A 26,891-nucleotide genomic window follows, 5' to 3' on the forward strand; every position below is an offset into this window, starting at 1 on the left:
CCAGCGTTCGTCCTGAGCCAGGATCAAACTCTCCGTGAATGTTTTCCCGTAATCGGGACGACACCACGAGAGCGGAACAGCCAGGCGGAATAAGCCCGGCCGTTCACAGCGTCCTCGCTGTGTTTTTTCAAAGGAACCTCGACCAACGGAACAAGTCCGATGGACGGGGTATCAACATATCTGGCGTTGACTTTTGGCACGCTGTTGAGTTCTCAAGGAACGGACGCTTCCTTTGTACTCACCCTCTCGGGCTTTCCTCCGGGCGCTTCCCTTCGATGTTTCCAACTCTACCAGTGTTTTTCCGGCCCTCTGACCACCGTTCTGCGAGCACGCAGAAGGTGACCCCGAGTTAGGATCTGCTGAGTTGGTTGCTGCCGGGCCGGACGCCGTGTGGCGTTGCTCAGCCCCAAGCAGGTCTACGACTGTACATCGGGCTCCGGAGCAGGCGCAAATCGCTGTGGGCCGTCGCTAGGCCGCGAAGCGGAACCTCTCATGCGGAACCGGCACTTCATATGACATACGCTGCTGCACAGTGCGCCGTCCGGGACAGGTAGTGACGGCGCTCATCTGAATCTCCACCTCTGGGAGGCTTCCCATGACCACCGTGACGTCCCCGCTGGCAGGACGCGCCATCGGACTGGCCGCAGTGCCGGATCCGGTCTTCTCCGGGGCCATGGTCGGCCCGGGTACGGCGATCGACCCCGCGCGTGAGCCTTCGGAGGCCGTGTCACCCGTGGACGGAGTCATCGTCTCCCTCCGTCCGCACGCCTTCGTCGTCGTCGACGAGCAGGGACACGGTGTGCTCACCCACCTCGGCATCGACACGGTGCAGCTCAACGGCGAGGGCTTCGAACTACTCGTGAACAAGGGCGACAACGTCACGCGCGGTCAGAGCATCGTGCGCTGGAACCCGGCCGAGGTCGAGGCCGCGGGCAAGTCCCCGGTGTGCCCGGTCGTGGCGCTGGAGGCCACGGCTGAGGCCCTCTCCGAGATGCGTGAGGACGCCGACGTGAAGGCCGGCGACACGCTCTTCGTCTGGAAGTGACGTCAGCGCCGTCGTGACGACGGCGAGCAGGACAACCAACGCGGCGGCCCGGCCCGCCGCTCTATCGGAGACGGGTGAGATGGAGACAACGCTGCGAGGCGTCGGCGTCAGCCACGGTGTGGCGATCGGCGAGGTTCGGCACATGGGAACGGCGGTGCTCGAACCGCCGGCCAAGCAGATTCCGGCCGAGGACGCGGAGCGTGAACAGGGGCGCGCCCGCAAGGCCGTCGAGGCTGTGGCGGCCGACCTGATGGCGCGCGGCAATCTGGCGGGCGGCGAGGCCCAGGCGGTGCTCGAGGCGCAGGCCATGATGGCGCAGGACCCCGAGTTGATGGCGGACGTGGAGCGGCGTATCGCCGTGGGCAGCACCGCCGAGCGCGCGGTGTACGACGCCTTCGCCGCGTACCGGGCTCTGCTGGCCGGTGCCGGTGAGTACCTGGCCGGCCGGGTGGCCGACCTGGACGACGTGCGGAACCGTATCGTCGCGCGGCTGCTCGGGGTGCCCATGCCGGGTGTTCCGGACAGCGACCAGCCGTACGTGCTCATCGCGCGTGATCTGGCGCCGGCCGACACCGCGCTGCTGGATCCGGCGCTGGTGCTCGGCTTCGTGACCGAGGAGGGCGGGCCGACCAGTCACAGCGCGATCCTCGCGCGGGCGCTCGGGGTGCCGGCTGTCGTGGCGCTGCCCGGTGCCGGGGAGCTCGCCGAGGGCACGGTGATCGCCGTGGACGGCAGCACGGGTGAGATCTTCGTGAACCCGAGCGAGGAGAAGAAGGCACGGATGGAGGCCGCGGCCGCCGAGCGGCGTGCGGCGCTCGCGGCGTCGACGGGACCGGGTGCCACCTCCGACGGCCACAAGGTGCCGCTGCTGGCGAATGTGGGCGGTCCGTCGGACGTCCCCGCGGCCGTCGAGGCCGGGGCCGAGGGTGTCGGCCTCTTCCGTACCGAGTTCCTGTTCCTGGACGACAGCAAGCAGGCGCCGTCCGAGGAGAAGCAGATCGCCGCCTACCGCCAGGTGCTGGAGGCGTTTCCCGAGGGCCGGGTCGTCGTGCGGGTCCTGGACGCCGGTGCCGACAAGCCGCTGGACTTCCTGACGCCGGCCGACGAGCCGAACCCGGCGCTGGGCGTGCGCGGTCTGCGGACGCTGCTCGACCACCCGGAAGTGCTGCGCACGCAGCTGACCGCGCTCGCGAAGGCCGCCGAGGGTCTGCCGGTGTACCTCGAGGTCATGGCTCCGATGGTGGCGGACCGTACCGATGCCAAGGCGTTCGCGGACGCCTGCCGGGCGGCCGGGCTGCGGGCGAAGTTCGGCGCGATGGTGGAGATTCCGTCGGCCGCGCTGCGGGCGCGTTCGATCCTGCAGGAGGTCGAGTTCCTGTCGCTGGGCACCAACGACCTGGCGCAGTACACCTTCGCCGCCGACCGTCAGGTGGGTGCGGTGTCCCGGTTGCAGGACCCGTGGCAGCCGGCGCTGCTCGACCTGGTCGCGCTGTCCGCCGAGTCGGCGAAGGCCGAGGGCAAGAGCTGTGGTGTCTGCGGTGAGGCCGCGTCGGACCCGTTGCTCGCGTGTGTGCTGACCGGTCTGGGTGTCACCTCCCTGTCCATGGGTGCGGCGTCGATTCCGTATGTGCGGGCGACGCTGGCGAAGTACACGCTGGCGCAGTGCGAGCGGGCCGCGGCGGCGGCGCGGGCGGCCGACACCGCCGAGGATGCGCGCAACGCGGCTCAGGCGGTGCTGTCCGGGGAGTGAGTCGGCCGACTCGCTGATCGGCTCTGGTGAGGGGCGCTCCGCCTTCGGGTGGGGCGCCCCTCTCCGCGTTCAGCCGCCGCTGTGGTGGTGTCCCGGCGCCGTCGGTCCGGTGTCGCCGAGGTCGGGCGGCTCGCAGTAGTCGACACCCGACTCCGGGCCGATCAGGTCTCCGGTCTCGATGTCGGTGCAGTAGGCGTCGAAGACCTCGCCCGCGGTGAGTGGTTCGACGCCGTTGCCTCGCAGGCGCCAGCCGTAGATGTGGTCGGGGGCGCCGGGGGCGCTGGTGCGCATGACGATGCCGCCCGGGTGGTGGGTGGCCAGGCCGAGGGCCAGCACCGTGGTGAATTCGAGGGCCTCGGCCTCGTCGAGCTGGGTGGCGCCCTCGGTGTCGTCGTCGGCGTGCAGGACGGCGAGGAGGGTTTCCGGTGGGCCCGAGACACTGCACACGAGATGGCGGTTGCCGCTCCGCGACGTTTCGAGGATGCGGAGGAGCAGTTCCGAGGCGCGGGTGAAGGCGGCGCGGCCGATGTCCTCGCCGCAGGTGGCGCAGGCGCCGAGGCGGGCCAGGAGGGTGCTCGCGTACTCCCAGGTGGCCTGTCGTACGGCCGCGTCGACCAGGTTGGGCAGGAGGTCGGTGAGCGGTTGGCCGTCGTAGGGCACGGACGGGCCGGTCGTGGCGAGTTCGGCGGTGAACCGGGCGCGGCTGGAGGGCCGGTCGGGGTCGAGGCCGGTTTCCTCGCAGAACGCCGCGTAGTCCGCGGGGTCGAAGAGGGCGACCGTGGTGACGGTGCCCTGGGTGGCGCGGGCCCTGAGGAGGGCCTCGACTTCTTGCAGGTAGGTCGTGTGGTCGTCGAAGGTGAAGCTGCGGTAGCGCCGCATGGCACGGAAGTCGTGCTCGTCGGTCAGCAGGCCGATGGTGCCGGCGATTTCGCGGCGCAGAACGCGTCGCATGGTCCGTCGGTCGGTGTGCGCCATGTTTCCCCCTGTGCGCAGTCGATCAATGCTCACTCACAGTAATCGGCTGCACTGACAACGGCGTCCAGGCGGGATGCTCCGGGGCGGCCCGGGGGGCGCGAGAGGGTGGCGGACTTCGCCGGGTCGTTCGGCGAAGTCCGCTTGCTCGTAAGGGAGTTGGCCACTTCCGCGGTGGTCAGGTGCGCTTGCGGGCCAGGTCCTCGTAGAAGTGCAGGAGGTCGAGGTTGTCGATGGATCCCGGGTTGACCGCCTTCTCCATCGGGGTGCCCTGGAGGAGGCGCTTGACCGGGACCTCGATGCGCTTGCCGGTGAGGGTGTGCGGGACTCCGGGCACCTCGATGACCTCGTCGGGGACGTGGCGGGGTGAGAGCTGTTCGCGGATGGTCTGCTTGATGCGGTTCAGGAGGGCTTCGTCGAGGACGGCTCCGGGGGCGAGGTGCACGAACAGGGGCATCCAGTAGCCGCCGTCGGGCTGCTCGATGCCGATGACGAGGGACTCCTTGATCTCGGGGAGGCGCTCGACGGCTTCGTAGATGTCGGCGGAGCCCATGCGGACACCCTGGCGGTTGAGCGTGGAGTCGGAGCGGCCGTGGATGACGACGGAGCCGCGGGGGGTGACGGTGATCCAGTCGCCGTGCCGCCACACGCCGGGGTAGGTGTCGAAGTAGCTGTCGTGGTAGCGGCTGCCGTCGGGGTCGTTCCAGAAGTGGATCGGCATGGACGGCATGGGGTTGGTGACGACCAGCTCCCCGACCTCGTCGACGAGCGGCTTGCCGCTCGGGTCCCAGGACTGCAGGTCGGTGCCCAGGCAGGGGGCCTGGAGTTCGCCGACGTGCACGGGGAGGGTCGGGACGGCCCCGGCGAAGCAGGAGCACACGTCCGTGCCGCCGCTGACGGAGGCGATCCACATGTCGCCGCCGACCTCGTCGTGCAGCCAGCGGAAGCCGTCGGGCGGCAGCGGTGAGCCGGTGGTGGCCACGCACCGCACCTTGCTGAGGTCGTGGTCCCGCGCGGGGTGGACGCCGGCCTTGCGGCAGGCCATGACGTACGCCGCCGAGGTGCCGTAGAGGGTGGCTCCGGTGCGTTCGGCGACGCGCCACTGGGCGCCGGTGTCCGGGTGGCCGGGGCTGCCGTCGTAGAGGACGACGGTGGTGCCGGTGAGGAGGCCGGAGACGAGGAAGTTCCACATCATCCAGCCGGTGGAGGTGTACCAGAAGAAGGTGTCCCCGGGGCCGAGGTCGCAGTGCAGGCCGAGCTGCTTGAGGTGCTCGACCAGGATGCCGCCCTGGGACTGCACGATGGCCTTGGGCAGGCCGGTGGTGCCGGAGGAGTAGAGCACCCACAGGGGGTGGTCGAAGGGCACCTGCTCGAAGACGGGGTCCGTGTCCGCCGAGGTCAGGGCCGACCACTCCAGCGCGCCCCCGGGGGCCTCGGTGCCGAGGAGGGGGATGTGGACGACGGCGCGCAGGGTGGGCAGTTCGCGGCGCAGTTCGGCGACGGTGTCGCGGCGGTCGTGTTCCTTGCCGCCGTAGCGGTAGCCGTCGACGGTGAACAGGACGACCGGTTCCACCTGCTGGAAGCGGTCGAGGACGCTGCGGGCCCCGAAGTCGGGTGCGCAGGACGTCCAGACGCCGCCGACGGCGGCGGTGGCGAGCAGGGCGACCACGGCCTGGGGGACGTTCGGGAGGTAGCCGCTGACGCGGTCGCCGGGGCGTACGCCGAGGGCGCGCAGTTCGGCGGCCAGGGAGCCGACCTGGCGGCGCAGTTCGGCCCAGGTGACGGGGCGCGGTTCGTGGGTCTCGTCGACGTGCAGGAGGGCCGGTTCGTCCGCGCGGGTGTCCGCGGCGCGCAGGGCGTGCTCGGCGTAGTTCAGGGTGGCGCCGGGGAACCACTGGGCGCCGGGCATCGAGCGGTCGCCCAGCACGCGCGCGTAGGGCGTGGTGAAGCGGACGTCGAACCACTCCGTGACGGCTTTCCAGAAGGTTTCCAGCTCGTCGACGGACCAGCGGTGCAGTGCGGCGTAGCCGCCCTCGGCGGGGGCGCCGTGGTGTTCGGCGGCCCAGGTCTGGAAGCGGGTGATCTGCGCCTGGGCGATGCGTTCCGGATCGGGCTGCCAGAGCGGCTGGGGGTTCAGGGTCGGCATGGGGCGGCTCCCGGACTGTGCGCGTCGTGTGCGTCCTCCGCGCACGGGCTGGGGTGTGCGCGTGACGCGGCTGACACGGACGATGCCATGTGATCGACTTCAATACCAGGGTGCGCCGCACATAGTCCGTGTCGTGAAGATGTGGCCTGGACACGAGTGAACGGAAGTTGAACGACACGCGGGCGTAGGTCGCGCAGTGGCAGGGTGAGCAGCATGGACGGTCGTGACCTGGTGCGTTCGGTGAAGGCGGTCGGTTCTGCGGGGGTGGCCCAGGGGTTGCGTACCGTGCGGGCGGCATGGCGCAGGCGGCGTGCGGACGCCGCCGCGCTGCCGTCGCGGGGGGCGGAGCGGGCCCGGGTGCCCGGCTCGGTGCAGGGCGCGGAGCCGGGGCCGGGCGGTGGTGTGCTGCGCTTCGACCGGTCGGAGCTGCGGATCGTCGTCGCCGGCAACGGGGCCGTCTTCTGGGGGTGGGACGGGGCCGGTCCCGAGCCGTCGTACGCGCTCGCCGGGCGGTGTCCCGAGCCGGACCCGCGGGCTCTGCTGGAGCCGGACAAGGACGGCGGCTGGCGGGTCGTGTCCGAGCGGATGACGGTCGTGGTCTCGCGGCACGGCGCGATCGAGGTGCGTACGCCGGGAGGTGTGACGTTGCGCCGTGACCAGCCGCCGCGGTGGTGGGAGCCGGCGGGTGGCGGTCCGGCGCGGTGGATGCAGCGGTCGCAGGTCCCGGCGGACGCCCGGTTCTTCGGGCTCGGGGGGCGCGCGTCGGGGCCCCGGCTGCGGGACGGGACGTACCGCCTGTGGAACACCGATCCCGGCCGGGCGTTCGGGCCGGGGGACGATCCGCTGTACATCACGATGCCGGTGCAGATGGTCGTGGCCGACGCCGGGACGCATCTCGTCTTCCACGACACCACCTGGGACGGCACGGTGAAGCTCCGGGAGGGCGAGGAGGGGGCCGGTTCCGGGCACGACCGGGCGGGGACGAGCGAGCTGCGCGCGGACGGCGGCCCGCTGCGGTGCTGGGTGATGGTGGGCACCCCCGCGCGCGTGCTGCTCGCCTGGGCCTCCCTCACGGGCGCCGCCGCGGTGCCCCCCGCGTGGGCGCTCGGGTACCAGCACGCGCGCTGGGGTTTCGGCACCGAGCAGGAGGTGCGGCGCGTCGTCGCGGGCTATCAGGAGCGCGGGCTGCCGCTCGACGCCGTGCACCTGGACATCGACCACTACGACGAGCACCAGGTGTTCACGGTCGACGAGGACCGCTTCCCGAAGCTGCCGCAGCTCGCCGAGGATCTGCGGGCGGACGGGATCCGGCTGGTGTCGATCGTCGACCCGGCGGTGCGGGCGGCGCCCGGCAACGCCGTGTACGACGCCGGGACGGCCGAGGACGCGTTCGTGCGGGACGCCTCCGGGCGGGTCGTGCGGGGCGTCGTGTGGCCCGGGGAGGCGGTGTTCCCGGATTTCACGCACGCGCGTGTGCGTGAGTGGTGGGGCGAGCTGTACAAGGAGCGGCTCACGCGGGGGTTCGCCGGTTTCTGGCACGACATGAACGAGCCGACGTCGTTCGCCGCGTTCGGGGAGTCGACGCTGCCGCGTTCGGCGCGGCACGTGCTGGAGGGGCGGGGCGGCGACCACCGGGAGGCGCACAACGTGTACGCGTTGTGCATGGCGAGGGCGGCCTACGAGGCGCTGCGCACCCTGGAGCCCGACCAGCGGCCGTTCGTCTTCTCGCGCTCCGGCTGGGCCGGCATGCAGCGGTACGGCGGGACGTGGTCGGGTGACGTGGCCACGGGCTGGCCGGGGCTGCGGGCGTCACTGGCCCTCGTCCTGGGCCTCGGGCTGTGCGGGGTGCCGTACTCGGGGCCGGACGTGGGCGGGTTCGACGGGAGCCCGTCGCCCGAGCTGTATCTGAGGTGGTTCCAGCTCGGCGCGTATCTGCCGCTGTTCCGTACGCACGCGAGTCTGCGGGCGGGGCGCCGGGAACCGTGGGAGTTCGGTGCGGAGGTGCTGGAGCACGCGCGCGTGGTGTTGCTGGAGCGCCGGCGGCTGCTGCCGTACTTCGTGACGCTGGCGCAGCTGGCCCGGCGCACGGGGGCGCCCTATGTGCGGCCGCTGTGGTGGTCGGCGCCCGAGGAGCGTGCCTTGCGCGACTGCGAGGACGCGTTCCTGCTGGGTGACTGCCTGCTGGTGGCGCCGGTGCTCGCGCCGGGCACGGACCGGCGTGCGGTGCAGTTGCCGAGGGGGCGCTGGTACGACACGGCGACGGAGCGGGCGTACGAGGGACCGGGGCAGGTGCTGGTGGAGGCCCCGCTGTCGCGGATCCCGGTGTTCGCGCGCGCGGGTGCCGTGATTCCGGTGCGCGGGCCGGAGGGAGACCTGGAGTTGGAGGTGTGGGCGCCCGCCCCGGGACGTTTCGGGGGCGGGCTCGTCGTGGCGGACGCGGGTGACGGCTGGGACGAGCCGGAGTTCGAGCGGTACGTCGTTCGCCGGGAAGGGCGGAGTGTGGTCGTCGAACGGGAGGGTGAGGACGGCGTGAGCGAGCCGCCTCACCCGGTCCGCGTGCGCGGGCTGGAGCCTGCCTGACACCGCGCCGCAGGCGGCGTGCCGGACAGGCCCCGGGCGCCGTCGGCTCAGTAGCGGCCCTCGAACCAGGCCCGCACGGCCACCGTGTGCAGTGGGAAGGCGAGTTCCTCGGGCCTGCGCAGCAGGTGCCAGCCCTCCGTCTCGTCCGTGGCGGCGGAGGGCGGCAGGTTGTCGGCGGGACGCTCCGGCAGCAGACCGAACAGCAGCAGGTGCCCGTCGGGCGAGCTGATCGCGTCGGCGAGCCGCACGTCGCGTGCCGCCGCGTCGATGCCGGTCTCCTCCTTGAGTTCGCGGACGACCGCGTGCTGCCAGTCCTCCCCGTGGTCGACGTAACCGCCGGGCAGCGCGGTGCCGCCGAGGGCGGGGGCGACGGTCCGTGTGATGACGACCAGGGCGGTGCCGCTGGTGTCGTACACGGGCTGGAGCGCCACCGCGACGGGCAGCGGATTGCGATGGGCCACGGTGCCGCAGGCGGGGCAGGTGCGGGGCCAGCCGGAGACGCCCTCTCCGTAGGGCGCGCCGCATCCCGAACAGTGGGAGCCCGGCGCTGAGTTGGGGGTTGAGGTGTGGGTTTCGGACACGCGGCGGACTGTATCCGATCACCGGGAGGGCGTCTCCGGGGGGCTGCTCAGTGCCTGCCGGTCACCGACCCGGCGGACACGGGGAAGTCGAAGAAGGTGTCCGGGTACGGCTCGGGCTTGAAGGTGAAGTGCCACCACTCCTCGGTGAGGTTCACGAAGCCGAGGTTTTCCAGGGTGCCCTTGAGGAGCAGCCGGTTGGCGCGCTGTTCGCCCTGGACGCGGGGGTCGAGGGTGTGGGAGAGGGTGTCGAAGCAGTCGTAGCCGGTGCCCATGTCGACGGAGTTGTCCGGGAAGCGCTCGTCCTGGGGCGCGTAGCAGGGCACGAGGGGCTGGCCGGGGTGGTAGGGCCGGGTCGGCTTCGCGGGGAGCCTGACGACGGTGAGGTCGACGGTCGAGCCGCGGCTGTGCCCGGACTTCTCCGCGATGTAACCGTCCGCGAACAGGCGGGACTTGTCGACGTCCGGGTAGAACTCCGCCTTCATCGCCTGGTCGTCGAGGTCCTTGGCCCAGCGGACGAAGTGGTCCACGGCGCGCTGCGGCCGGTAGCAGTCGTAGACCTTGAGGCTGTAGCCCTGGCGCAGCAGTTTCGTCTGGGCCTTGTGGAGGGCTTCGGCGGCGGGGCGGGTGAGGATGCACAGGGGCTGCCGGTAGCCGTCGATGCGCTCGCCGACGAAGTTGTGCGGCGTGAAGTAGCGCATGTCCTCGATGATGGTCCGGTCCACGTCCCTGAGGGCCACGAAGTCGTCGGGTGCCTCGGGTTCGGTGCCGGCGCGGGCGGTGCCCGCCGCGGTGGTCGCGGCGAGCAGGGTGGCGAGTGCGGTGACCAGAGCGCGTACCGCGGTGGAGAGTCGTGTCATGTCTCCTGCATCTATCAGGTGCGGGTTCCACCGGGGAAGTGATCGCATGCAGTCGTGTCGGCGGCGAGTGCCGCTCCGCGGGCCCGGCCGCGGCGGTCACACGCCGGGCGACCGCCCCGGAAGCCTGCGTGAACGTCTCATGAACTGGACCTCGGCGGGCCCCCGCGGCGCCATGATGCTGCCGTGCCCTCCTGGACGGACAGTCTTCGGTTCGCCTTCCAGCCGGTGGTCAATCTGACCACCGGTGGAGTCGCCGGGCTGGAGATACTCGCCCGCCCGGAGACCGGCGACATCCTGGCCGAGGCCCGTCGTGATCCCGAGCTCGACGGGCGGCTCGCGGTGTCCGCCGTCCGCGCGGCCGCGCGCCACGAGACGCTGCTCCCGCTGTACGTCAACGTGTTCGCGGGCACGCTCGCCGACCTGGGCGGGCTGACGTCGCTGCACGACGCCGTGCGCGAGGCCGGACGGCTGCCGTGGGAGGTGACGGTCGACATCTGTCCGCCGTACACGCACGTGCCGCAGCGGGCCCTGCTGGAGGCGGTGCACGCGGTCCGGGAGCAGGGCTTCCGGATCTGCGCGGACGGCATCGGGGACGGTGACGTTCCGTTGCGGCTGCTCACCGACATGGCTCCCGACCTGGTGAAACTCGACGCCGCGCTGCTGGCGCGGCCGGCCGCCGTACGGGCGATGCGGACGCTGTGCGACGAGTTGGGCGCGCTGCTGTCCGTCGAGGGCGTGGAGACCGAGCTGCAGTGCGGGGCGGCGCTGGCGGCCGGCGCGCAGCTCGCGCAGGGCGAACTGTTCGCGCCGCCCGCCCGGCTGCCCGCGGCGGACGTATACGTTCCGCCGCGCTCGCCCGGTCTGGTGGCGGTGCCGCGGTCCGGGCCGTCGGTGCGGGAGTTCGTGCGGCCGGCCGCGCTGCTGCCCGCCACGGCGTCGGCCGGTCAGGTACGCGCGCTGCTGACCGGTTCCCCCGAGGTCTCCGGTGTGCTGCTCGTGGACCGGGCCGGGGTGCCGGTCCGCTCGGTGCACCGCTCGCGCTTCCTGCTGTCGATGTCGGGACGCTACGGGCACGCCCTGTACGCGGACCGGCCCGCCGCCAAGCTGGGTGACACGCCGCGGACGGTGGGCATCGACGCGACCGCGTGGGAGGTGCTGGACGTGGTGGCGGTCGGCGGCCGGGACCGCACCTCGGACGACGTGGCCGTCGTGGACCGGCACGGGCGGTGCGTGGGCGTCGTACGGCTCGCGGACCTGGTGCGGGCGCTGGCCGAGAGCCGGGTGGAGGAGGCGGCCGGGCTCAATCCGCTGACCCGGCTGCCCGGTTCCGACGCGATCACCGGTGAGGTGGACCGGCGGATCGCGGCGGGGCGGGTATTCGCGCTGAGTTGGCTGGACGTCGACCACTTCAAGCAGGTCAACGACGGGGCCGGGTTCGCGGCCGGGGACGAGCTGATCCGTGCGGTGGGGCGGGCGCTGCAGCAGGCCGCGGTGGGCGCCACGCGCGTGGGGCACATCGGCGGGGACGACTTCCTGGTGCTGACAGATCCGGAAGGGCTGGATCCGCTGGCCTCGTCCGTGCTGGACGCGCCCTGGTCGGCGGGCGGCAGGCCGGTCACGCTGTCGCTGGCGACGGTGCTGTGCGCGCCGGGCAGCGTCATGGACCACCGGGACGCGGCCGCCGGTCTGGCACCGCTGAAGAAGGCCGCGAAGGCGCTGCGGGGCGCGAGCTGGGTGCTCGGCCGGGCGGGGCTGTCCGGCTTCGAGATCCGGCGCGGCGCGGAGGACGCGTCCGCTCCCGCGGGGCTGGCGGTGGCGGAGCCGGGCGGGGGGTGACGGGGGCGGGCTCGCTGAGGGCTCGCGAGGCGGAGCCTCGGCTGGGGGGGGTGACGGGGGCGTCGGCTCGCGCCGGCACCGCGCCCCACCGCGCCGCCGCGCGGGGTCCCTGCCCACACCGCCCGACGGCCCGCCCCCGCCCTCTCCAGCGGCCGTCAGCGCCGACGCCGCACGGGGCGCAGACACGCCTGCACGCGCATGCACCGCCCCGGCTCCCCGCCCTCATCCTCCGGCGACCCGCCCTGCTCGCACCGCCCGACGGCCCGCCCCCGCCCGCTCCCGCCCGCTCCCTCCCGTTCCAGCGGCCCTCGGCGCCGAGGCCTCACGCGGGGCCCGGGCGCGTCCTCGACCCGTCGTCGCGCACGGCGCACGCCCGCTCTCAACCGTTGCCGTCGGCGACCTTGACGCTCCCTGGGTGCCGGTGAACACTTCCGGTGTCAGTCGACATCGCGCTACATCTCGGCGCATTCCGGCACTGCGCCGCGCGGCCCCGCTGCGCCTCGGGCCATCCCCCACGGGCGATTCGGCTGCGCGGGCGAACCCGTCACGCACGCCGGGGCAGGGGCGCGGGAATCCTGCCGCCGGGCGAGACCGCCATGGGACACGCACCATGGGAGAACGCACCCACCCTGCACGGAGCGCCGGGGCCGATCGTCCCGGAGCCGGGGCCTAGGAGCCGCCATGAGCAACGGAGACATATTCGTCGGCGAGATCATCGGTACGGCGATCCTCATTCTGTTCGGCGCCGGTGTCTGCGCCGCCGTCACCCTGAGATTCTCGAAGGCCCGCGCGTCGGGCTGGATCGTCATCGCGTTCGGGTGGGGCTTCGCCGTGCTGGCGGGCGCCTACACCGCCGCTCCCCTGTCCGGCGGGCACATCAATCCGGCCGTCACCATCGCCATCGCCATCGACACCGGCGAGTGGGGCAAGGTCTGGGTCTATCTGCTGGGCCAGCTCGTCGGCGCCATGCTCGGCGCCGCCCTGTGCTACCTCGTGTACTTCGCGCAGTTCCAGGCGAACGTGCGTGAGACGGGCACCACGGAGGGCACGGTGGACGAACCGGTTCCCACGCTCGGGATCTTCTCCACCATCCCGGAGATCCGGAAGCCCGTCGCCAACCTGCTGACGGAAATCATCGCGACCATGGGGCTCATACTGCCGATCCTCGCCTTCGGCCTCACGAAGGGCCTCGGGGAGTCCGGCATGCTCGTGCTGATCGTCGCGCTCCTCGTCGTCGGCATCGGCCTGTCTCTGGGCGGTCCGACCGGCTACGCCATCAACCCCGCGCGCGACCTCGGCCCCCGGATCGTGCACACCTTCCTGCCGATCCCGAACAAGGGCAGCTCCGACTGGGGCTACGCGTGGATCCCGGTCGTCGGCCCGCTGATCGGCGGATCGCTCGCGGCCCTCATCTACAACGCAGCCTTCTGATTCCCAGCCCAAGGGGTAGCCATGACGGACAACGCCGAGAAGTACGTCGCCGCGATCGACCAGGGCACCACGTCGAGCCGCTGCATCATCTTCGACCACAACGGCGCGATCGTCGCCGTCGACCAGCGCGAGCACCGCCAGATCTTTCCCAAGCCCGGCTGGGTGGAGCACGACGCCACCGAGATCTGGTCCAAGGTGCAGGCGGTGGTCGCGGGCGCCGTCGCCAAGGCCGGACTGCGTGCGGAGCAGCTCAGCGCGCTCGGCATCACCAACCAGCGCGAGACGACGGTCCTGTGGGACCGCGCGACGGGCAAGCCCGTGCACAACGCGATCGTGTGGCAGGACACCCGTACCGCCGCCCTGTGCAACCAGTTGGGCGGTTCGGACGGCCAGGACCGGTTCCGGGAGCAGACCGGGCTGCCGCTGGCCAGCTACTTCTCCGGTCCCAAGGCGGCCTGGCTGCTCGACAACGTGCCCGGCCTCAGGGACCGCGCTGAACGCGGCGAGATCGCCTTCGGCACGATCGACTCCTGGCTGATCTGGAACCTGACCGGCGGCACGGACGGCGGACGGCACGTCACCGACGTCACGAACGCCGGGCGCACCATGCTGATGAACCTGGAGACGCTCCAGTGGGACCCGTCCATCCTGTCCGCGATGAACGTGCCCGAGGCGATCCTGCCCGAGATCAGGTCGTCCTCCGAGGTGTACGGCACCGCGGTCGGGCAGCTGTCCGGCGTGCCCGTCGCGTCGGCGCTGGGCGACCAGCAGGCCGCCGTGTTCGGGCAGGCCTGCTACGACGTGGGCACGGCGAAGAACACCTACGGCACCGGCAGCTTCCTGCTGCTCAACACCGGCAGCCGGCCGGTGCCCTCGAAGCACGGGCTGCTGACGACGATGGGGTACAAGATCGGCGACGAGCCGCCCGTCTACTGCCTGGAGGGCGCGATCGCCATCACGGGCGCGCTGGTGCAGTGGTTCCGGGACCAGCTCGGCATCATCCGCACGGCCGACGAGATCGAGCCGCTGGCGGCGAGCGTGGAGGACAACGGCGGGGCGTACATCGTGCCCGCGTTCTCGGGCCTGTTCGCACCGTACTGGCGTTCCGACGCGCGCGGTGTCGTCACCGGACTCACCCGGTACGTCACGAAGGCGCATCTCGCGCGGGCGGTGCTGGAGGCGACGAGCTGGCAGACCCGTGAGGTCGTGGACGCGATGTACCAGGACTCCGGGGTGCAGATCACGACCCTGAAGGTCGACGGCGGCATGACGAAGAACAACCTGCTCATGCAGCACCAGGCGGACGTGCTCGGCGTGCCGGTGATCCGGCCGAAGGTGTCCGAGACGACGTGCCTGGGCGCCGCGTACGCGGCCGGTCTCGCCACGGGCGTGTGGAACGACCTCGACGAGCTCAAGGCGCACTGGCAGGAGGACGCCGAGTGGCGGCCGGCCATGGAGGCGTCGGTGCGCGACCGCGAGTACCACAACTGGCGGAAGGCGGTGGAGAAGAGCTTCGGCTGGCTGGAGGACGGCGAGTAGCACGCACTCGTGCGCGCGTTCTTTCGTCCACGCGCGTGTGCCTCCCTCGCACCGCGGTGTCGTGCCCCTGGCCGGCCAGGGGCACGGGATCGCGCCGGCGTCAGGTGGTGACGGCCTGGCGGCGGTCCGACGCGAACCTCATGGCGTGCTGGACGACGCCGACCAGGATGTCCTTGACGGACTCGCGGTCGCGCGCGTCGCACATCACGACCGGCACGTACTCGTCGAGGTCGAGGGCGTCCCGGACGTCCTGCTCGGGGTAACGGGCCGCTCCCTCGAAGCAGTTGACGCCGACGAGGAACGGTATCGACCGCCGCTCGAAGTAGTCGATGGCGGCGAAGCAGTCCTCCAGGCGGCGGGTGTCGGCGAGCACGACGGCGCCGAGCGCGCCCTCCGAGAGCTCGTCCCACATGAACCAGAACCGCTCCTGGCCGGGTGTTCCGAAGAGGTAGAGCACCAGGTCCTCGCGGAGCGTGATCCGGCCGAAGTCCATGGCCACGGTGGTGGTGTGCTTGCCCTCCACGCCGCTGGTGTCGTCGACCGGGCGTCCGGCCTCCGTGAGCAGTTCCTCGGTGCGCAGTGGCCTGATCTCACTGACCGCACCGACCAGGGTGGTCTTGCCCACGCCGAAGCCGCCGGCCACCAGGATCTTGAGCGTGACGGGCTCGATGGGGGGCTTGCCGCGCTCAGAGCGCCCGAAGATCATCGGTCTTTTCTCCTGCGTGATGGGGGTCGGGCGACGGTGGGCCGTAGCCTCCGCCGCCGGGGGTTTCGATGACGAGCACGTCGCCGGGGCCGACGTCCGCGAAGCCGCTTCCGCCGAGCTCGGTGACCGTGCCGTCGGCGCGCTCCACCCGGTTGGCCCCGAGGGCGCCGGGCGCGCCGCCGGCCATGCCGTACGGCGGGACCCTGCGGTGCTGGGAGAGCGTGGAGGCGGTCATGGGTTCCAGGAACCGGATGCGGCGTACGGCGCCGTCCCCGCCGCGCCACCGTCCGGCGCCGCCGCTGCCGCGCCGGACCGCGAACTCGTCGAGCCGGACGGGCAGTCGCCACTCCAGGACCTCGGGGTCGGTGAGCCGCGAGTTCGTCATGTGGGTCTGGACGACGGGCGCGCCGGGGAAGCCGTCGCCGGCGCCCGATCCGGAGGCGACGGTCTCGTAGTACTGGTGGCGTTCGTTGCCGAAGGTGACGTTGTTCATGGTGCCGGAGCCCTCGGCCTGGACGCCGAGGGCGGCGTACAGGGCACCGGTGATGGCCTGGGAGGTCTCGACGTTGCCGGCGACGACGGCGGCCGGTGGCTCGGGGGCGAGCATGGAGCCGGGCGGCACGACGATGTTCAGGGGGCGCAGGCAGCCGTCGTTGAGGGGGATGTCGTCGGCGACCAGGGTGCGGAAGACGTACAGGACGGCGGCGTTGACCACCGAGAAGGGGGCGTTGAAGTTGGTGGCGAGCTGCGCCGAGGTGCCGGTGAAGTCGATGGTCGCGCAGCGGTTCTCGCGGTCCACGCGCACGCGTACCCGGATGATCGCGCCGGAGTCGGTCTCGTAGGCGTACTCGCCGTCGTCCAGGGCGTCGATGACGCGGCGGACCGCTTCCTCGGCGTTGTCCTGCACGTGCCTCATGTAGGCCTGGACGACGTCGAGGCCGAAGTTCCCGATCATGCGGCCGACTTCGTCGACGCCCTTCTGGTTGGCGGCGATCTGGGCGCGCAGGTCGGCGAGGTTGGTCTTCGGGTTGCGTGAGGGGTACGGCGCCTCGGTCAGCAGGCGCAGGGTCTCGGTCTCGCGGAAGCGGCCGTTCTCGGCGAGCAGCCAGTTGTCGAAGAGGACGCCCTCCTCCTCGATGGTGCGGCTGTTCGCGGGCATGGAGCCCGGCGCGATGCCGCCGATCTCCGCGTGGTGGCCGCGGGACGCGACGTAGAACAGGATCCGGTCACCGTGCGTGTCCGGGCCCGGTGTCGCGGCTGTGCTCGCGGTCGCGGTGTGCTCGGTGTCGAAGACCGGGGTGATCACCGTGACGTCGGGGAGATGGGTGCCGCCGTGGTACGGGTCGTTGACGGCGTACGTGTCGCCCGGGCGCATGCTCGCGCCGCGGCGCCGGATGACCTCTTTGACGCTGGTGCCCATGGAGCCCAGGTGGACGGGGATGTGCGGGGCGTTGGCCACCAGGTTCCCGTCGGGGTCGAAGAGGGCGCAGGAGAAGTCGAGCCGTTCCTTGATGTTGACGGACTGGGCGGTGGACTCCAGCCGGGCGCCCATCTGTTCGGCGATGGACATGAACAGGTTGTTGAAGACCTCAAGGAGAACCGGATCGGCTTTCGTGTCGAGTCCGGAACTCTGCGTAACCGCGACGCGTTCCATGACCAGATGCCCGTCGTCGGTCGTCGCTGCCTGCCAGCCGTCGTCGACCACGGTCGTCGAGCCGGCCTCGGTGATGATCGCGGGGCCGGTGAGGGTCTCGCCGGGGGGCAGGTGCTCGCGGCGGTGGAGGGGTACGTCGCGCCAGGTGCCGCCCGTGTGGAGGCGGACGGTGTCCGGGGCGGCGCGGTGGCCTTCGTAGCGGGCGAGGGCCGACAGATCGGGGGGTTCGGTGATGCCGGTGGCTTCGACGGAGAGGGCTTCGACGACGATCGGGCGGTCGAGCGTGAAGGAGTACGTGGCGCGATGACGCTCTTCGAAGGCGTGCCGCATGGCCTCCGGGTCGGTCAGCTCGACGGTGAGGGTGGTGTCGGTGCCGTCGTAGCGGAGCTGGGCGCGGCGGGTGATCCGGATGCGGTCCTCGGGGACGTCCTCGGCGAGGAGTTCGGCGCGGGCGGCGTCGGCGAGGGCGTCGGCGGTCCGGTGGACGCCGGGCATCGCGGCGGGCTCCAGGGGCGCCTCGACGGACTGTTCGCGCATGGCGGTGGTGTCGGCGAGCCCGATGCCGAGCGCGGACAGGACGCCGGCCATGGGCGGCACGAGGACGGTGCGGATGCCGAGGGAGTCGGCGACCATGCACGCGTGCTGGCCGCCCGCGCCGCCGAAGGTGGTGAGGGCGTAGCGGGTGACGTCGTGGCCCTTCTGGACGGAGATCCGCTTCACGGCGTTCGCGATGTTGGCGACGGCGATCTGGAGGTAGCCCTCGGCGACCTCCTCGGGACTGCGGTCGTCGCCGGTCCGCTCACGGATCTCGCGCGCGAGGCCGGTGAAGCGGTCCCGGACGCGTTCCGCGTCGAGCGGCTGGTCGCCGCCGGGTCCGAACACCCGGGGGAAGAAGGCGGGTTGGATGCGCCCGAGCATCACGTTCGCGTCGGTGACGGTGAGCGGGCCGCCGGCGCGGTAGCAGGCGGGGCCGGGGTCCGCGCCCGCCGAGTCCGGCCCTACGCGGTAGCGGGCGCCGTCGAAGTGGAGGACCGAGCCGCCTCCGGCCGCGACGGTGTGGATGTCCAGCATGGGCGCGCGCAGCCGGACGCCGGCGATCTGCGTGGTGAAGACGCGTTCGTAGCCGCCGGCGTAGTGCGAGACGTCGGTGGAGGTGCCGCCCATGTCGAAGCCGATGACGCGGTCGAAGCCGGCGAGCTGCGACATGCGGGCCATGCCGACGATGCCTCCGGCCGGGCCGGACAGGATGGCGTCCTTGCCGCGGAACTGCCCGGCCTCGGCGAGCCCGCCGTTGGACTGCATGAACATCAGCCGCACGCCTTCGAGCCGGCCGGCGACCTGTTGCACGTAGCGGCGCAGCACGGGCGACAGGTAGGCGTCGACGACGGCCGTGTCCCCGCGCGGGACGAGTTTCATCAGTGGGCTGACCTCGCTGGACAGCGAGATCTGCGGGAAACCGATGCGGGCGGCGAGCGCTCCCACGGCCTCTTCGTGCGCGGGATGCAGGTGACTGTGCAGGCATACGACGGCAACAGCGCGGATCCCGTCGTCGTACGCCGTCTGGAGGGGCCCGGTGAGGGCGTCCAGGTCGGGGGCGCGCAGGACGGTGCCGTCGGCGGCGATGCGTTCGTCGATTTCGACGACCCGCTCGTACAGCAGCTCGGGCAGCTCGATGCGCCGGGCGAAGATGCGGGGGCGGTTCTGGTAGGCGATGCGCAGCGCGTCGCGGAAGCCGCGCGTGATGACGAGCAGGGTGCGCTCACCTTTGCGTTCCAGCAGGGCGTTGGTGGCGACGGTGGTCCCCATCCGAACGGCCTCGATGGGCTCGTCGGCGCCGTCGAGGAGCGCCCGCACGCCCGCGACCGCCGCGTCGGGGTACCGGGCCGGGTTGTCCGACAGCAGCTTGTGGGTCAGCAGCCGGCCGTCGGGGCGGCGCGCGACGATGTCGGTGAACGTGCCGCCCCGGTCGACCCAGAACTGCCAGCCTGTCACGTCAGTACTCCGCTTCCACGCCGCTCACAGCGCCCGCAGGCCGTTGATCACGTCGCGCAGAATACTCTCGTCCGGCAGCTCCGCCGGGGGTACAGGCCGGTTCACATGCACGAGTTCCGCGGCCACCAGATCCCCGACGAGGACCCGCACCACGCCCATGGGCAGGTCGAGCTCGGCGGCGAGTTCGGCGACCGACTGCGGGGTGTCCCGGCACAGCCCGACGATGTCGACGTGTTCCGGGGACAGTGTGGGGTCGGCCTCCGGATCGTCCGCGTGGGGTTCCGTGACGACCACCGCGATCACGTCGAGGCGGTGCTGGGCCGCACTGGTGGTGCGGCCACGCGTCATGGCGTACGGACGGACGACCGGCCCGGCCTCGTCGTCGAACCAGTGGCTTGTTCCCTGACCGTCTGCGCTCATGTCATCCCACTACCCGCCCGGGTGCAGATCGGTGCGCGGAGCAGTGCCCAGATGCACGCCGACCCGCTTGACCAGCAGCGTCATCTCGTAGGCGACCTGGCCGACGTCCGAGTCCGCGTCCGAGAGGACGGCGAGGCAGCTGCCGTCGCCGGCGGCCGTCACGAACAGGAACGCGTCATCGAGCTCGACGACGGTCTGCCGGACACTGCCCGCCTCGAAGTGCCGGCCCACGCCCTTGGCGAGGCTGTGGAACCCGGAGGCGACGGCGGCCAGGTGCTCGCTGTCCTCACGGGTGAGGTCCTTGGACGCCCCCGTCGCCAGACCGTCGCCGGAGAGCACGACCGCTTTCCGGATGCTCGCGACGCGGTCCACCAGGTCGTCGAGGAGCCAGTTCAGCTCCCCGGAGATGGTCGCGGTGTGGCCGGTCGCCTTTGGTGCGGTCATCGACCGTCCCCCTTATTCGTTCCCTGTGGTGCTGGGCCGCTGTCGGCTCCGTCGCCCGCGGCGTTCTCGTCGCGGCCGCGCTGCCAGCCGCGCTGGAGCGAGGCCATACGGCTGCGTACTTCGTCGGCGTCCCGGTCGGCGGGCTCGGCCCGGTTCGCGGTGCGCCGCTTCTCCCGTTTCAGCTGGGGCGCCAGGCTGGCCTGCCGGACGCGTCGGGGCAGTCCTCCCGTTCCGCCCGGGTCGCCGGCCTGCGGTGCCGCGCCGGGGCCGCCACGGCCCGGCGCTGCGTCGGTCCCGCCCGCTGCGGGGCCGGGGCGCCCGAGGGCGTCGGCCGGGCCGTCGGTCACGGCCTCGGCCCGCCGGCCGCGCATGGGCAGGGCAGTGGCTCCGGGCTCGCCGCCCGGGGCGCCGCCCCAGGGGGCGCGGCCGGCCGGCGTCGCGGCCTGCTCGTCGGCGTGGGCCGCCGGGTCGGTGTCCCAGCGGGCGGGGGTCGTGCCGCGGCGGCGGGCGGGCAGCGGCGGTGCGGCGTCGGTCTGCGGGTGGCTCGGGCCCGGTCCGGAGGCGGGTTCGGGGCCACGGCGGCGGGTCGGCAGCGTGGGCGGTGTCTCCTCCAGTTGCCCGGAGCCGCCCGTCGGGGCGGTGCCGTCCGCTTCGCCGCGCGGGCCGCGCTGGTCGGCGACCGGGCGGCCGTGCGAGCTGACCAGCTTGGGCGTGTGGCGCCGGGGCAACGGCACGGGGGCGCTCACGGCGCCGTCCGCGTCGTCCCGGTCGGCTGCGCCCCTGGTGTCGGCGGGGGCGTGGTGGTGACGGTCGCGGCGGCGTGCCGTCGTGTCGTCGTCGGCGCGCAGGGAGGCGCCGCGCCGGCGGAAGATGCCGCCGCGTTCGCTGTCCTCGTCGCCGAGCGCGCCGGGGAAGTCGTCGAGGCCGTCCAGCGCGGAGGGCGCCTCCAGCTCGACCGGGCCGTCCAGTACGGACACCGGCAGGCCCGGCGCCTGCGCCGGCACCTGGGTGAGGGCGGCGCGGTGGCCGTCCTCGGACTCGGCGGCCTTCGGGCGCTGGGGGCGGTCGAGGCGGAAGCCGACGCCGTTGGTGTCGGGCGCGTCGTCCGTCAGCAGCGTGTCGGGGATGAACACGACGGCGGTGGTGCCGCCGTAGGGGGACGGCTGGAGGGAGACCCTGACGTTCTGCCGCTGGGCGAGTCGGCTCACCACGAACAGGCCGAGCCGGTCGGTGTCGGACAGTTCGAACTCGGGGGTCTCGGCGAGCCGGAGGTTGGCGTCGAGCAGTACGTCGGCCGCCATGCCGAGGCCGCGGTCGTGGATCTCCAGGGTGAAGCCGTTGGCGACCCGCTCGCCGAGGACCTGCACGGCGGTGTGCGGCGGGGAGAACACCGTGGCGTTCTCCAGGAGTTCCGCCACGAGGTGGGTGAGGTCGGCGACCGCGGGGCCGGTGACGGCGACGCGCGGCAGACGGCGGACCTCGATGCGCTCGTAGTCCTCGACCTCGGCGACGGAGGCGCGTACGACGTCCATCAGCTGGACGGGCTTGCGCCACTGCCGGGAGGGGGCGGCACCGGAGAGGATCACCAGGCCCTCGGCGTGCCGGCGCATGCGGGTGGTCAGGTGGTCCAGGCGGAACAGGTCGGCGAGTTCCTCGGTGTCCTCGGTCCGGCGCTCCATGCTGTCGAGCAGGGTGAGCTGCTTGTGCAGCAGGACCTGGCTGCGGCGGGCGAGGTTGACGAAGACCTCGGAGACGCCGGCCCGCAGTTCGGCCTGTTTGACGGCGGCCTCGACGGCGGCCCGCTGGAGGGTGTTGAGGGCCTGGCCGACGTCGCCGATCTCGTTCCGGTCGTACTCCAGGCGCGGGACCTCGGTCTCGACGTCGACCTGTTCACCGGCCGACAGGCGGCGCATCACGCTGGGCAGCCGCACGCCGGACGCCTCGTGGGCCTCCAGGCGCAGCTGGCGAAGGTCGCGGATGAGGCCGCGGCCGATGCGGACGGACAGGTAGAGGGAGAACAGCAGGGAGAGCAGGCCGAGGACGCCGGCCACGGCCACCTTGACCATGACGTTCATGGCGGCCGGGCTGACGCGGTCCTGGTAGCGGTCACCGGCCTGGTCGTTGAGGGTGGCGAGCTCGTCGAGCACATTGCCGGCCGCGGCGTCCCAGCTTTTCGCGTCGACTCCGCCGGGCCTGCCGGTGTCCGAGGTCACGGCTGCCTCTTCGGCCACGCGGACGGGAGCGGAGGAGGCGTTCTTCCAGAAGCTCTCGAACCGGTCGCGCTCCGACGAGGGCAGCAGCGGCAGGTTGACGTCGTACATCAGGGTGCGCTGGGCCACCAGGTCGGAGACGTCGCGGATCTCACCGCGGGTGATCCTGCCGACGATGAGGGCCGAGCCGAGCAGGGCATCCTCGCGGGAGAGCAGTTCCCGGGCCCGGGCGAGGTTGACGAGCGCCCGGTACTGCTTCTCCAGCTCCACGTCGTCGACGACCGTGAGGTCGGAGAGCAGGACGTAACAGGGGTCGATGAGGCGGTTGTAGAGGTCGAGGGCCTGGGCACGGTTGACGGTGCCCTCCTCGACGCTGCGGCGCAGGGAGGTGATGCCGTCGAAGGCGTCCAGGACGGCGGTCAGCCGGTCGCTGGATCCCCCGCCGAGGGCGTCCCGCACATCGGTGTCCCGGGCGTTGGCGCGTATCTCGGCGACGGCCTTGTCGGTGGCCGTGTGGCTGCGCCTGAGATCGGCCAGTCCTGCGGAGGCGCGTGGGTCGGCGAGGTGGACCAGGGTCTGGCGGCGCTCCTGCTGGAGCACCCGGACCGTGTCTTCGACGGGATAGCCGATCTTCTCGACCACCGTCGACGCACTGAACAGCCGGCTCGCCTCGCGTCCCGTGAGTACCGTGGCGAAAGCCCAGATCGCGGTGAGCGACACCAGCGGCACGAGAAGCAGCGCCACGATCTTCCGGCGGATCGACTTCCCGCGAAAGCGCATGGCCTCCCCCAGCTCGACCCCCGTCAACACGGGGGTACTCATGTGCGTCAACAAACGGCGCGAGCCTACTACCGACGGCCGGTGAACTCGAAGAGTCTTCCGGAAGCTGTACTTCCGTACCGCCGGAAAGAGATGTGGAGTTGTCCGGTCATTGGGGTAGATTGCCTCCCCGAATCCGGCAGCGGCCAGGTCCGCCGAGTGCCGCGCACCGCAAGTCAATTGGCTGGTTTCTTTCGCTGCTCGGGAATCTTTGCGGCGTGTCGTTCGTCCTACTCCATGGGAAATGGGGGCGGAATCGGCCACAGGAGCCGTGCCTTGCCCCGGGGCGGCGTAAAACAGAGCAAGCCGGGCAGCCAGTGGGAGTCGGGTCTTCGGACTCCGGGCGAGCGGACTGCTGGGGATGGGAAGTGACACGTTGATGGGCACGGCGGAGCGGCTGGAGACTTCCGTTGACGACGGGGCGGGACGTGTGACGGCGCCACGGGGGGCGGAGGCACCGGATCTCGACATACCGGCAGCCGGGCAGGGGCGGACGAGCAAGGGCGCCTCCGAGGGGACCGGCACCGCGGCGGCGGGGACGCCCCAGGGGGACGGCACACCAGAGGACATCGCCACGGAAGAGACGCGGCGGGAGCAGGCGGCCTACCGGCCCCTGTGGATCGAGGAACCCGCGCGGCGGCGCCGGCTGCCCGATCCGGTGCGCACGGCGGCGGTCCGGGCGGTCCTCATCATCGCGGTGACGCTGGTTCAGGCGGTGGTGGCCTTCCTGTGCACCATGGCCGGATCATGGCTGGCGTTCCCGATGGTGATCAGCAGCGTGGCCAGCACGGTTGTGGCCACCTGGGGTGCGCTGGACGTCTGGGTGACACGCCAGGTCTGGAACCAGCGCAACGGCGTGGTGTCGACCCCGAGCAGCACGGCCCGCGCGCTGCGGCGGGAGCGGCGCCGGGCCCGCAGGCAGGCGCGCGCCGCCGAGCGGACGCAGGAGCGGATACGCAGGCAGGGCGGCGCGAGCCAACTGTCGCATTCCTGACGGGAGTTCGGCGCAACCGCGTGCACCGGGTCCGCCGAGCCGACTGAACCGACGGCCTCCGAAGCCGTTGACGCGAGGCTTCTTCGGCCACCTGTCCCAGGCCACCGGTCGGCGGTCGACGCCTCTGCCTCTGCCTCTGCCTCTGCCTCTGCCCGAGGCTCTCAGAGCGGTGCCGGTTCCGGCCGGTCGGCCTCCCTGATGAGTTCGCGTCGCGCCCGCATGAAGGGCCTGGGCCGGTTCACCGACAGCACGGCGGTCGAGCGGCCGTCCCGCTCGTAACGGGCGAGGAAGCCTCCTTCGGCCGGTGCGCCGTCGGCGATCTCCCCCTCGGTCACCGTGACGGTGTCGCCGTCCTGCCGCCGGCCGGCGAACTGGATACGGGCGCCGTACTGGTCGGACCAGAAGTACGGCAGTGACCGCGCGGTGCGGACGGTGCGCCCGGCGAGCAGGTTGGCCACGGCGACGCGGGGTTGCTCCGTGGCCGAGGTCCAGTGCTCGGCGCGGACGCCGCCGACGCGGGCGACGTCACCGACGGCGACGACCTGCGGCAGCGCGGTGACGCATCCGTCGTCGCACAGAACGCCGTCGTGCAGGGCCAGGGTGGATCCCGCGAGCCAGTCGGTGTTGGGGGCGGCGCCGACTCCGACGATCACGACGTCGGCGGGCAGGGTGCGCCCGTCGGTGAGGTCGACGCCGGTGACGGCGACGGTGCCCCGCAGTCCGGCGACCCCGGTTCCGCTGACCAGTTCCACGCCGCCGCGCCGGTGCAGACCGGCGCACACCGCGGCCATGTCGGCGCCGAGTTGCCGCTCAAGGGGCAGTGGGGCGGCTTCGACCACGGTGTCGGCGTGGCCGAGGGCGGCGCAGGAGGATGCCGTTTCGGCGCCGATGAAGCCGGCTCCGATGACGACGACCCGGCGCGGGACCCGGGCGAGTTCCTCGCGCAGGGCCAGGGCGTCGTCGAGGGTGCGCAGGGTGTGGACACCGGCCAGGCCGGCGCCGGGGAGGCGGCGGGCCGAGGCGCCGGTGGCGATGACGACGCCGTCGGTGGACACGGTGCGGCCGTCGTCGAGCAGGACGGTGCGGCCGCGGGCGTCGAGCCCTCGGGCCCGGACGCCGAGGAGCCACTCGGCGTCGAGTTCGGCGGTCTCGTCCTCGTCGGTGAGGGCGAGTTGGTGCTCGTCGGCCCGGCCGGTGAGGAAGTCCTTGGAGAGAGGGGGCCGGTCGTAGGGGCGGTGGGGTTCGTCGCCGACGATCACCAGCCGCCCGTCGAAGCCCTGGGCGCGCAGTTCCCGGGCCGCGTACAGGCCGGAGAGGGAGGCGCCGACGACGGTGACGGTCCTCATGCGGCGGTCCCCTCCTCGGCGGCGACGTGGACGTGGACCATGCCGTCGTCGACCGTGACACGGTGGGTGCGCACGGCGCGGCGTGCCGGGAGGCACGTCGGCATGCCCGTACGCAGGTCGAATGAGGCCGCGTGCAGCGGGCATTCGACCAGACAGCCCTCCAGCCAGCCCTCGGACAGGGACGCGTCCTGGTGGGTGCAGGTGTCGTCGATGGCGTAGAACTCACCGTCGTCGGTGTGGAACACGGCGATGGGCGGTGTCGTCTCGATGCGGACGGATTCGCCCTTGGGGAGGTCTTCGAGGCGGCAGACGGGAATCACGGGCCCCCCTCTCGGTCCGGGACGCGCGGTCCGGACCTTGTGGTCCAGGAAGTTCGGAAGACTTGGAAGTGCGGGTGTGCGGGGAAGTGCGAGGAGTGCGTTGAGCGAGGAGTACGGGCGGTACGGGGTGTGCAGGACCGTTGCCGGTCCAGGTCGTACGGTCCCGGTCACGGGACGCGTCCCCTTCCGGGATCCGGACTCTTCGGTAACATGATGTTTCACATGGCGCATGATCCAGCGCTATACGCAACAGAATCCGGGCGGAGCATCCGCCGCGTCAAGGGTTTCCCGCAGATGCGGCCCGAACGGGGCCGGCAGGTGGTGAGAGTCGAGCCATGACCCGCACGGAGAAGCAGTCCGACCGGGACGAGGAACAGACGGCGAACGCGGCGAAACAAGGCGGCAGAGGACCGGCCAGCGCGGTGCAGTCGGTGGACCGCGCCGTGAACGTCCTGGAGATCCTCGCCCGGCACGGCGAGGCGGGCGTCACGGAGATCGCCGACGAGCTGGAGGTGCACAAGTCCACCGCGTTCCGGCTGCTCGGCGTCCTGGAGAACCGCGGCCTGGTGTCCCAGGCGCAGGACCGCGGCAAGTACTACCTGGGAGCCGGCGTACTGCGCCTCGCGGGGGCGGCGGCAGTGCGGCTGGACATCTCGCAGGAGGGCGTGCCGGTCTGCCGCGAGCTCGCCGACGAGCTGGGCGAGACGGCGAACATCGCCGTGCTGGACGACGACGCGGCGGTCAACATCATGCAGGCCCGCGGCACCGCGTCCGTGACGGCGCAGAACTGGCTCGGCAGGCGCACGCCGCTGCATGCCACGTCCAGCGGGAAGGTGCTGCTGGCGTACATGCCGCCGACGCTGCGCGAGGGTCTGCTCGCCCGTCCGTTGCCGCGGTTCACGCAGCGCACGGTGACGAGTGCGGCGATGCTGCGCGGCGAGCTGGAGACCGTGGTGGAGCAGGGCTACAGCCTGACCGTGGAGGAACTGGAGATCGGTCTGGCGGCGGTGGCGGCACCGATCCGCGCGCACGACGGCAAGGTGATCGCGGCGATCAGCGTCTCGGGCCCGGTGTACCGGCTGAGCGAGGACCGGCTGCCGGAGCTGGGCAAGCGGGTCGAGGAGGCGGCGTCCGAGCTGTCCCGCCGGATGGGCCACGGGTTCTGACGCGTCGCCGGCCGGTGCCCGTCCCGCGGCCTGGCCGCCCGACCGGCACCGGCCGCTCGCGGGGGCCTGTCCCCCGCGGGGGG

At 72.2% G+C, this 26,891-nt stretch carries 19 protein-coding genes; 8 read left to right on the plus strand and 11 right to left on the minus strand.

Annotation, left to right across the window (positions count from 1 at the left end):
* Positions 1–595: 595 nt before the first annotated feature.
* Together QC282_RS30585 and ptsP are read left to right on the plus strand one after the other, a co-directional pair.
* Entirely contained in the window at positions 596–1,045 is a 450-nt protein-coding gene (locus tag QC282_RS30585) for a PTS glucose transporter subunit IIA (RefSeq protein ID WP_279552843.1), read from the plus strand.
* A 79-nt stretch (positions 1,046–1,124) separates the two neighbouring features.
* Entirely contained in the window at positions 1,125–2,795 is a 1,671-nt protein-coding gene (gene ptsP / locus QC282_RS30590) for a phosphoenolpyruvate--protein phosphotransferase (RefSeq protein ID WP_279552844.1), read from the plus strand.
* Between the two features lie 69 nt (positions 2,796–2,864).
* Here the strand turns inward: ptsP and QC282_RS30595 are convergent, their stop codons facing one another.
* Both QC282_RS30595 and QC282_RS30600 read right to left on the minus strand, forming a co-directional pair.
* A complete protein-coding gene (locus QC282_RS30595) occupies positions 2,865–3,770 on the minus strand; it encodes a hypothetical protein (RefSeq protein ID WP_279552845.1) in 906 nt (301 codons plus the stop codon).
* 175 nt (positions 3,771–3,945) lie between these two features.
* Positions 3,946–5,913 carry an acetoacetate--CoA ligase gene (locus tag QC282_RS30600; RefSeq protein WP_279552846.1) on the minus strand — a complete coding sequence of 656 codons (1,968 nt, stop codon included), beginning with the start codon at positions 5,911–5,913 and terminating at the stop codon, positions 3,946–3,948.
* A gap of 213 nt (positions 5,914–6,126) precedes the next feature.
* On the opposite strand from QC282_RS30600, the gene QC282_RS30605 reads away from it, so the two are divergent.
* The gene (locus tag QC282_RS30605) at positions 6,127–8,493 is read left to right on the plus strand and encodes a glycoside hydrolase family 31 protein (protein WP_279552847.1); all 2,367 of its coding nucleotides are present in this window, start codon (positions 6,127–6,129) and stop codon (positions 8,491–8,493) included.
* Positions 8,494–8,540: 47 nt separating this feature from the next.
* Here the strand turns inward: QC282_RS30605 and QC282_RS30610 are convergent, their stop codons facing one another.
* Both QC282_RS30610 and QC282_RS30615 read right to left on the minus strand, forming a co-directional pair.
* Positions 8,541–9,074, minus strand: a complete 534-nt coding sequence (locus QC282_RS30610; RefSeq protein WP_279552848.1) for an NUDIX domain-containing protein — start codon at positions 9,072–9,074, stop codon at positions 8,541–8,543.
* 47 nt (positions 9,075–9,121) lie between these two features.
* Positions 9,122–9,931: a M15 family metallopeptidase gene (locus QC282_RS30615; protein WP_279552849.1), complete on the minus strand. Its 810-nt coding sequence runs from the start codon at positions 9,929–9,931 to the stop codon at positions 9,122–9,124.
* A gap of 183 nt (positions 9,932–10,114) precedes the next feature.
* On the opposite strand from QC282_RS30615, the gene QC282_RS30620 reads away from it, so the two are divergent.
* From QC282_RS30620 to glpK, 3 genes are all read left to right on the plus strand, one after another.
* Positions 10,115–11,767 carry a GGDEF domain-containing protein gene (locus QC282_RS30620; RefSeq protein ID WP_279552850.1) on the plus strand — a complete coding sequence of 551 codons (1,653 nt, stop codon included), beginning with the start codon at positions 10,115–10,117 and terminating at the stop codon, positions 11,765–11,767.
* Between the two features lie 681 nt (positions 11,768–12,448).
* Entirely contained in the window at positions 12,449–13,198 is a 750-nt protein-coding gene (locus QC282_RS30625) for an aquaporin family protein (RefSeq protein ID WP_279552851.1), read from the plus strand.
* Positions 13,199–13,219: 21 nt separating this feature from the next.
* Positions 13,220–14,737: a glycerol kinase GlpK gene (gene glpK, locus QC282_RS30630; protein ID WP_279552852.1), complete on the plus strand. Its 1,518-nt coding sequence runs from the start codon at positions 13,220–13,222 to the stop codon at positions 14,735–14,737.
* Between the two features lie 100 nt (positions 14,738–14,837).
* Here the strand turns inward: glpK and QC282_RS30635 are convergent, their stop codons facing one another.
* The 5 genes from QC282_RS30635 to QC282_RS30655 are packed head-to-tail and all read right to left on the minus strand — an operon-like array spanning position 14,838 to position 22,943.
* Positions 14,838–15,443, minus strand: a complete 606-nt coding sequence (locus tag QC282_RS30635) for an ATP/GTP-binding protein (protein WP_279552853.1) — start codon at positions 15,441–15,443, stop codon at positions 14,838–14,840.
* On the minus strand, positions 15,424–19,089 hold the full coding sequence (locus tag QC282_RS30640; RefSeq protein ID WP_279552854.1) for a hydantoinase B/oxoprolinase family protein: 3,666 nt from the start codon (positions 19,087–19,089) through the stop codon (positions 15,424–15,426). Before QC282_RS30640 ends, QC282_RS30635 begins: the two co-directional genes overlap by 20 nt.
* A 24-nt stretch (positions 19,090–19,113) precedes the next feature.
* A complete protein-coding gene (locus QC282_RS30645) occupies positions 19,114–19,509 on the minus strand; it encodes a DUF742 domain-containing protein (RefSeq protein WP_279552855.1) in 396 nt (131 codons plus the stop codon).
* Between the two features lie 9 nt (positions 19,510–19,518).
* Positions 19,519–19,953, minus strand: coding sequence for a roadblock/LC7 domain-containing protein (locus QC282_RS30650; protein WP_279552856.1), 435 nt, complete (start codon positions 19,951–19,953; stop codon positions 19,519–19,521).
* Positions 19,950–22,943 (minus strand): nitrate- and nitrite sensing domain-containing protein, encoded by a 2,994-nt coding sequence (locus tag QC282_RS30655; protein ID WP_279552860.1) that lies wholly within the window; start codon positions 22,941–22,943, stop codon positions 19,950–19,952. Before QC282_RS30655 ends, QC282_RS30650 begins: the two co-directional genes overlap by 4 nt.
* Before the next feature lie 418 nt (positions 22,944–23,361).
* On the opposite strand from QC282_RS30655, the gene QC282_RS30660 reads away from it, so the two are divergent.
* A complete protein-coding gene (locus tag QC282_RS30660) occupies positions 23,362–23,976 on the plus strand; it encodes a hypothetical protein (RefSeq protein WP_279552861.1) in 615 nt (204 codons plus the stop codon).
* Between the two features lie 161 nt (positions 23,977–24,137).
* On the opposite strand, the gene QC282_RS30665 is transcribed toward QC282_RS30660, so the two are convergent.
* Together QC282_RS30665 and QC282_RS30670 are read right to left on the minus strand one after the other, a co-directional pair.
* Positions 24,138–25,322 carry an NAD(P)/FAD-dependent oxidoreductase gene (locus tag QC282_RS30665; RefSeq protein WP_279552857.1) on the minus strand — a complete coding sequence of 395 codons (1,185 nt, stop codon included), beginning with the start codon at positions 25,320–25,322 and terminating at the stop codon, positions 24,138–24,140.
* A complete protein-coding gene (locus tag QC282_RS30670) occupies positions 25,319–25,642 on the minus strand; it encodes a bifunctional 3-phenylpropionate/cinnamic acid dioxygenase ferredoxin subunit (protein ID WP_279552858.1) in 324 nt (107 codons plus the stop codon). Before QC282_RS30670 ends, QC282_RS30665 begins: the two co-directional genes overlap by 4 nt.
* A gap of 335 nt (positions 25,643–25,977) precedes the next feature.
* Here QC282_RS30670 and QC282_RS30675 point away from each other — a divergent pair, with 335 nt between their 5' ends.
* Positions 25,978–26,808, plus strand: a complete 831-nt coding sequence (locus QC282_RS30675) for an IclR family transcriptional regulator (protein ID WP_279552859.1) — start codon at positions 25,978–25,980, stop codon at positions 26,806–26,808.
* Positions 26,809–26,891: the final 83 nt, after the last annotated feature.

Origin of the sequence: Streptomyces sp. DH24 (assembly GCF_029813775.1) — a bacterium.
GTDB lineage: Bacteria > Actinomycetota > Actinomycetes > Streptomycetales > Streptomycetaceae > Streptomyces.